This is a genomic window from Nitratidesulfovibrio oxamicus (assembly GCF_015731765.1).
Classification (GTDB): domain Bacteria; phylum Desulfobacterota; class Desulfovibrionia; order Desulfovibrionales; family Desulfovibrionaceae; genus Cupidesulfovibrio; species Cupidesulfovibrio oxamicus.
Window position 1 is genome coordinate 1 of the sequence record NZ_VRYY01000511.1, and the last position, 1,582, is coordinate 1,582.

1 protein-coding gene and 1 pseudogene are annotated in these 1,582 nt (G+C 70.2%); both read right to left on the reverse strand.

Annotated features, from left to right (window positions below):
- Positions 1 to 686, reverse strand: a 686-nt coding sequence (locus tag FVW20_RS14705; RefSeq protein ID WP_196610200.1) for an AAA family ATPase, incomplete at its 3' end; no start/stop codon positions are given.
- Between the two features lie 13 nt (positions 687 to 699).
- Positions 700 to 1,582, reverse strand: a pseudogene (locus FVW20_RS14710) (glycosyltransferase); the annotation flags it as partial.

The window sequence follows — 1,582 nt, forward strand, 5'->3', positions numbered from 1 at the left end:
TCGGCCACGCCGGGGCCGTCCTCGCCGCGCAGCACTGCCAGGGCGCGTTCCTGCGCCTGCTGGGCAGACGCCACGTCGCGCAGGGCGCGGCGGCGTTCTTCCAGCCGATCTTCCTCGCCCGCCTCGGGGGCTACCTTGTCGATCTCGCGCTGCTGGAATTCCAGCACATCGCGCCTGTCTTCCAGCGAGCGGGCGCGGGCGGCCAGTTCTTCACGCCTGGCGGCCACCTCGCGCAGCCCCTTCAGCGTTTCATCGCGGGCGGCCAGCAGATCGGGCCGGTTCAGGAATTCGTCCAGCAGCCGGACCTGAAAGGCGGGTTGCAGCAGCTTCTGCTGGCCGTGCTGGCTGGTGTGCACCACCAGCGAGGCACGCATGTCGCGTACCGTGTCCTGCGAACTGAGCCGGTCGTTGATGAACAGGCGGCTGCGGCCCGTGTCCGCCGTCAGTTCGCGGCGCAGCACCATGTCGCCGTCCGGCAGGGCGAACAGGGCCTCGACGTGGGCCTTTTCCTTGCCGGGGCGGACCATGTCGGCGGTGAGCCGGTCGCCGATGAGGAAATTGAGCGCCTTGAGGATGAAGCTTTTGCCCGCGCCCGTTTCGCCGGTAAGGGCGTTGAGGCCGGGGGCGAAGTCCAACTCCATGTCCTCGATGAGCGCGAGATCCCGAATACGCAGGTATTCCAGCATGAGGTGTCCTTGCTCAGGTCCGGTCGCCGTCGTCCGCCGGGGGAGCGGCGGTGGCGTCCGGTGAAATGTCGGCTTCGGCGTTCGGCGGCGTGGCGGGGGCCACATCCAGTCCCCGGCGCAGGTGCCCGCCGGGGGCATACCCGTCCAGCAGGCGCATAAAGGCCCGTTCCTGCCCTTCTGCCGTGGCGCGGCGCCCGGCATCGGCCAGTTCGTGCAGCCCCTGCTCGACGCGGTAGGCGCGCAGGCAGGCAAGACCGTACTCCGCCTGCGTGCGCCATGGCGCGCCGGGCTCCAGCGCAAGGCGCGCCAGAATGCCGAGTCTGTAGAAAGTGAGCGCCTTGCGGCGCGAAGTCAAGCGCTCAACCCCCCGCATCCATTCAAGGTCGTTGCCGTTGTGGCGTTGCGCCAGCACCAGCATCTCGAAGGCGGCTTCAGGGCAGTGGCGTTCCGGGTCATACGTGAAGCCCGGCTGGGCGTCGCGGCCTTCGCGGCGCAGCAGTTCCGCCCACAGCAGGCAGGCGTGGTACACCGATTGCGGTTTTTCCGGCTGGCGCAGGTGCCGCGCCTGGTGCAGGCGGTACCAGAAGGGTTTTGCGGCCCTCAGGTCGCCGCGCACCAGGGCTGCGCCCGCGGCGGCCACGTTGACGTCAACGTCGTCCGCGTGGGCGCCGGTGGCCAGCAGCCGGTCCAACAGGTCAGCCAGGGCCGGTGTCTCGCGCACGGGCAGAGCGGGATGCCCCTTGGGTGGCTCCGCCGCTGCGCGCAGCCGCGCGCTCATGCTGTTCGAAGTGTCGGGCAGCGCGTCAAGGGCGGTGGGCACCGCGTCCGGCGGCAGGTCCAGCGCGCCGGAGCGCATGCGGTGGAACAGCGCCAGCCACAAGACTTCAGCGCCAGCC